Source organism: Ferruginibacter sp. (assembly GCF_014377975.1).
Taxonomy (GTDB): Bacteria; Bacteroidota; Bacteroidia; order Chitinophagales; family Chitinophagaceae; genus Ferruginibacter.
Genome location: NZ_JACMOO010000013.1, coordinates 1 through 6,321 on the forward strand (window position 1 = coordinate 1; position 6,321 = coordinate 6,321).

At 37.5% G+C, this 6,321-nt stretch carries 5 protein-coding genes; 2 read left to right on the forward strand and 3 right to left on the reverse strand.

All coding sequences use genetic code 11. The features are described 5' to 3' along the window. Window positions 1-121: 121 nt before the first annotated feature. Together H7254_RS01050 and H7254_RS01055 are read right to left on the reverse strand one after the other, a co-directional pair. Entirely contained in the window at window positions 122-1,105 is a 984-nt protein-coding gene (locus tag H7254_RS01050) for a pyruvate dehydrogenase complex E1 component subunit beta (RefSeq protein ID WP_301931211.1), read from the reverse strand. A 431-nt stretch (window positions 1,106-1,536) separates the two neighbouring features. Beyond that, window positions 1,537-2,715 carry an acetyl-CoA C-acyltransferase gene (locus H7254_RS01055; RefSeq protein ID WP_301931212.1) on the reverse strand — a complete coding sequence of 393 codons (1,179 nt, stop codon included), beginning with the start codon at window positions 2,713-2,715 and terminating at the stop codon, window positions 1,537-1,539. Between the two features lie 239 nt (window positions 2,716-2,954). On the opposite strand from H7254_RS01055, the gene H7254_RS01060 reads away from it, so the two are divergent. Both H7254_RS01060 and H7254_RS01065 read left to right on the forward strand, forming a co-directional pair. Continuing rightward, window positions 2,955-4,112 carry an esterase-like activity of phytase family protein gene (locus H7254_RS01060; RefSeq protein WP_301931213.1) on the forward strand — a complete coding sequence of 386 codons (1,158 nt, stop codon included), beginning with the start codon at window positions 2,955-2,957 and terminating at the stop codon, window positions 4,110-4,112. Between the two features lie 263 nt (window positions 4,113-4,375). Further along, window positions 4,376-5,428 (forward strand): nucleoid-associated protein, encoded by a 1,053-nt coding sequence (locus H7254_RS01065; protein WP_301931214.1) that lies wholly within the window; start codon window positions 4,376-4,378, stop codon window positions 5,426-5,428. Window positions 5,429-5,918: 490 nt separating this feature from the next. Here the strand turns inward: H7254_RS01065 and H7254_RS01070 are convergent. Next, window positions 5,919-6,321, reverse strand: a 403-nt coding sequence (locus tag H7254_RS01070) for a hypothetical protein (protein ID WP_301931215.1), incomplete at its 5' end; no start/stop codon positions are given.

The following is a 6,321-nucleotide window of genomic DNA, read 5'->3' on the forward strand; positions in this document are numbered from 1 at the left end:
GTTAGCTTAAATTTAAATGGTGTGATATATAACGCAGGTATTTTTAAATTCCTTGCGCCGTGAACGTTTATTAAAAAAGCCCGAAGATCATCTTCAGGCTTTTACTGTAATTTAGTTAAACTTATTTTTTTAAATACATCACTTCCTTTACCAGCTTTACCGTTCTTTCAACATTGGGTAAATAGAGGGCTACCAAATTGGGTGCGTAGTGCATGGGTGCATCAGCAGAAGTGATTCTGCGGATGGGAGCATCCAGGTAATCGAACCCCTCTTTCTGTATGCGGTAAGTAATTTCAGACGATACAGAAGCAAAGGGCCATTGCTCTTCTACAATTACTAGCCGGTTGGTTTTTTTTACACTTTCCAAAATAGTAAACCAATCGAGGGGACGAATGGTTGCCAAATCAATCACTTCTGCTTCAATGCCTTCCTTTGCAAGTTCTTCGGCCGCAGCCAATGCCACTTTCATCATTTTATTAAACGATACAATGGTAACATCTTTACCTGCTCTTTTTATAAATGCTTTGCCGATGGGCAATAAATATTCTTCTTCAGGAACATCTCCTTTTTCACCGTACATCACTTCACTTTCCATAAAAATAACCGGGTCATCATCGCGGATGGCACTTTTTAATAACCCTTTTGCATCGTATGGATTGCTTACCGAAATAACTTTTAATCCGGGTATGTTGGCATACAATGATTCAAAAGCGGTACTGTGCTGGGCGCCTAACTGGCCTGCACTACCGTTTGGACCCCTAAAAACAATCGGGCAACCAACCTGTCCGCCACTCATGGCCAGCATTTTAGAAGCTGTATTTAAAATTTGATCCAGCGGCAAAACGGCAAAATTCCAGGTCATATATTCTACAATTGGCCGTAACCCATTTTGAGCTGCACCTACTGCAATACCGGTAAAACCCAACTCAGCAATAGGAGTATCAATGATTCTTTTTTCACCAAATTCATCCAGCATACCCTGGCTTACCTTATAAGCGCCATTGTATTCTGCTACTTCTTCTCCCATTAAAAACACCCTGTCATCCCGCCTCATTTCTTCCTGCATAGCTTCCCTTAGGGCTTCTCTAAAAGCAATTTGTCGCATGTATTTATTTATTTACTGTATGAGAATTCTAAATTGAATAGCAAATTTATCTTATAGTAACCATATCAGCAAATCGTGTTAGGTTTTACTATAAACGATCAGTTATTGAATGGCTAATGCAGGAATTTTCTTTTTACAGAGGAAATAAAACAATCCGTTGATAGTTGTTTTTTTAAAGTCTTTCCTGGCAAATAGTCTGCTACCACCATGCTACACTTTTAAAAAAATACGGCTTATTTGCCGTGACGAATAAAATTGGGTTGGATGAATAATTTGTTCAGATAAAAAACCATCAGAATTTATTATAAAAATAAATTTTCTCCTTACTTCATGTTAACGATTCCCAATTATAATTCCCGATTTAACATCTTGTAAAACACCTTTTTTAACTGCATTTTGTATGTATATATCTTTTTGTTGCTGAGTTGATTTTACATATTTTGAATTACCATTGCCGATGCGCCACCGCCGCCATTACAGATACCCGCAGCTCCGTATTTACCCTTGCGTTGTTTTAATACATTGATGAGCGTAACAATAATTCTTGCACCACTGCAACCCAGGGGATGACCGATAGAAACCGCACCGCCATTAACGTTTACGGTTGCCGGATCTAGTTTCATCCTTCTGCTGTTTTCTATACCAACCACACTGAAAGCTTCATTGAGTTCCCAAAAACTGATGTCTTCCATTTGCAAACCTGCTTTGGCCACCGCTTTCGGTACAGCAATGGACGGACTTGTGGTAAACCATTCCGGAGCCTGCTCTGCATCGGCAAAGCTTATTATTTTAGCAATGGGTTGTAAGCCCAGTTCTGCAGCCTTTTCTTTACTCATTAAAACCAGCGCTGCAGCGCCATCATTGATGGTGGATGCATTGGCGGCAGTTACTGTTCCATCTTTTATAAACGCCCCCTTTAGTTCCGCAATTTTATCAAATTTTACATTAAAGGGTTCTTCATCTTTGGTAAATAAAACAGGTTCGCCTTTTTTTTGAGGAATAAGTACAGGTGTAATTTCATTTTCAAACCGGCCCTCACTAACTGCCTTCTGAGAACGATGGTAACTTTCAATGGCAAACGCATCCTGATCCTGCCGGCTTATACCACAGGTATTGGCACACAGCTCTGCTGCATTGCCCATCGCTTTTCCATCAAACACATCTGTTAAGCCATCTTTGGCAAGGCCATCAATGAATGCAATATTGCCATATTTATTTCCCCAGCGCAGGGCATCTGCATAATAGGGTACGTTGCTCATACTTTCCATACCGCCGGCAACTACAATATCAGCATCCCCCAGCATTATACTCTGTGCCGCCAGCGCAATGGCTTTCATACCGCTGGCACATACTTTATTAATAGTGGTGCAGTTTACTTCGTTGGGTAAGCCGGCAAATTTTGCAGCCTGCCGTGCAGGTGCCTGCCCAAGATTAGCTTGTAATACGGAGCCCATCAATACATCGTTTACCATTGCGGGTGTAATACCTGCCTTTTCAACTGCTGCTTTAATGGCAATAGCGCCTAATTGTGTGGCGGTAAAACTTTTTAATGATCCGCCGAAACTACCTATGGGCGTACGTATTGCCGAAATAATATATACTTCCTTCATGTGGATTGATCGTTTAGTTTGCAAAGATAAACCATTCTGGCTTCGGGCTGTAAGCAGTTAATATATCGTTTCGGTGAAGTTGCTCAATGGCTCCAAACAAGACAGCTTTGGTACTTTCCATCAACCTATTGCTAACCTTCAATAGTGTTTAATAAAACAAAAAATTAAAATCTGGGCAAATCAAAAGCCTTCAAAATACATTCAGACTATTTGTGCAACTTTGCTCCTCAAATCTAAATATGTATTTACACAAATCAAGTTCACTGGTATTTATTTTAGCCGTTGTATTGCTAACTTCCTGTGACCCGTCAAAAAAATCAATGGTATCTCCGAAAGTTGATACAATTACGTCGCTGCATTTTTTAGGAGAGAAAGACGTACCCTATAATTCCTTGTATAACAACACCACCATTGGGGGGTTATCAGGTATTGATTTTGATTCCACTCACAATATTTATTATCTCATCAGCGATGACAGAAGCGCTGTCAACCCTGCCCGGTTTTATCGTGCAGCTATTTCTTTTTCACCATCGGGCATCGATAGTATTCATTTTACCGGTGTACAATTTTTACTGCAGGCCAATGGAAATGTTTATCCCAACAGCAACGCCGATCCTTATCATACGCCAGACCCCGAAGCCATGCGCTACAACCCAACCAACAATCAATTGGTGTGGAGCAGCGAAGGAGAAAGAATTGTAAAAGCCGGAGATACGGTGTTGGAAAATCCTTCAATTATTATGGTTTCGCCCGATGGAAAATACCTCGACAGTTTCCCACTTCCGCCGAACCTGCAGATGCAGTCAATCGAAAAAGGACCCAGGCAAAATGGTGTTTTTGAAGGACTGACATTTGCTGACAATCATACCAGTCTTTTTGTAAGTGTTGAAGAACCATTGTACGAAGATGGGCCCAGGGCAGATGTTACAGACAACAATGCATTTATAAGGATATTAAAATTTGATGTAACTACTAAAAAAAATACAGCCCAGTATGCATATAAATTAGAGCCTGTAGCTTATTCGGCCAACCCTGCTACGGCTTTTAAAATAAATGGTGTTCCGGATATACTTTCTTTGGGTAATAACAAATTTCTGGTGATAGAACGTTCTTTTTCTATGGGCCGTTTACCCTGCACCATTAAAGTTTTTGTTGCAGATTTAAATGGTGCTACGGATGTTATCAAAATGCCACTAAAGAATGCCGGCACAACATTTAAACCAGTGGCTAAAAAGTTGTTGCTGAATATGGACGACCTAGGCATTTACATAGATAATATTGAAGGCGTAACTTTTGGCCCTGCCTTGCCAAATGGCCATAAAAGCCTGCTATTTATTTCGGATAATAACTTTAGCGGCTTTGAAAGAACTCAGTTGCTTTTGTTTGAAGTGCTGTAAATAGATATTGAGATATTTGGACATTGGGATATTGCGATATTGCTTATCATCTCAACTGAATCTGTCATAAATAAGTGTTTGATGTCCGCACACATTAATATCAAATATCCTAATATAGCAACTTAATAAGTGTTTGATAACTTCTCACATTAATATCAAATATCCCAATATCTTTACCTTATAAGTGTTTTGATTCCATACACAATAATAGCAGATATCCTGATATCCCAATATCTTTTCCTTAATAATTCATAACTTAATTAATGGTCTCCTATTTCGACGCAACCCTTTCACAACTTTCTATACATTATACGGGCAATAAATTACAGGACGAACTGTATCGCTTATCTAACAAGCCTTTGGCAATAGCTGATGAAACCTTAAGCGATTTACTGATGCAGTATTTTATAAAGCCATTTGATAAGGTGAATGAAGTGTATCGTCTGTCGCATCCATCGGGTAATCTTGGGCTAAATGAACTGTTTCATTTTTCATCCGGGATATTTACTAACCCCGAAAATTTTCATGAAAATTCAATTCAGATTGCCAAACATTTATACGATGTTTCGGGCCATCCAAAAATAAAACCGGGCGAATTATATGTGGTTTATTTTAACCGCTTACAAATTGAAGGTGAACTGCATGAAGCCATTGGCATCTTTAAATCGGAAACAAAAGAAGCCTATTTAAAAGTGCAAACAGAAGAAGGTGGATTTAATTTAAATTATGAACAGGAAGCCATTAATATAAAAAAACTTGACAAAGGCTGCGTGATTTTTAATACTGAAAAAGAGGAAGGGTATAAAGTTACCATCGTTGACCAAACCAATAACAATGAAGCGGCGTACTGGATTGATGATTTTTTAAAACTGAGTATCCGGAATGATAGTTATACTCAAACCAATAACACCTTAAGCATTTATAAAAAATTTATCACTACACAAGTGGATGAAGAATTCAGCGTCAGCAAAACGGATAAGATAGACCTGCTGAACCGATCCATAAAATATTTTAAAGAGAAGGATCAGTTTAACATGGATGAATTTAGCAATGAAGTAATTGGCTATGCAGAAGGTATTGAATCATTTAAAACCTATAAAAAAAATTACGAGCAGGAATTTGATGCGCCCATCACCGACAACTTTTCCATAAATACTGCAGCCGTAAAAAAACAAGCCCGTGCCTATAAAAGTATTTTAAAGCTGGATAAAAATTTTCACATTTATATTCACGGCAACAAAGACCTGATTGAAAAAGGTTTTGATGAAGAAAAAAATATGAATTTTTATAAGGTATACTTTAGAGATGAGCAGTAAAACTTTGAGAAGGTTTATCCGCCGCCTTGTACACATCGCTTTTTGCTTTGTAATACTATGCTTACTTTAAGCTTATAATTAAACCAAATTCTAATTACACTTCTACTGCTTATTCCAAATATTTAAGCAACTTATTTTTCTGTTCCTAATTTATTTTTTGAATAAACGCATACTTTCATTCGTAACCCTTCTTTTACATCTTTACTACCTCATTTATTCTGAAAAATTTATAAATAATTTTAATAGCAGGACTTAAATTATACTCTTATTAATAATGTCATAACTATTCTTGTATTTTCGGTAACATCAGCAATTACATTTTTTAATATCCTAAAATATTTATTTTCAGATGTTGCGATATCTGGAATGTTTTTTTGAAGTGGTAACTGGTATAACTGTATTGGGGCTACTCACAACATTTACCAAATAAGATGGTCCGGCTTCACTTTTCTTTAATGGATGATTTACTGATTTAGCCGTTGTAAATTCATCACAACCTATATCTTTTTCGGTTTTTTTCTTTTGGCCGGGGCTTCCCTTCAATATCCAGCAGTAAATCTGCACCATTATCTACTACTGCATTTTTTAATATGTCAGGATAATTCGCACCCGCATTATTAATAGCAGGACTTTTGGCACACAGGCTATAATAACCAAAACTGTTTTTAACCAATAGCGAATCAATGTTGAAGAATTCTTTTTTGTCAGATGGTACACCTAAGATTGCTCCACCAAAATACAGGTTGTTCAGAAAAATAATATTATTATTTGGATCGGAGAACACCGTACCGGAATTTTTATAAAAAATATTATTGGCAAATTGTACGTTTTTGGGAGGATTATCACCTGCACCGCCCAATTTTATTTGTCCGGGATTATAAAATGTATTGTGA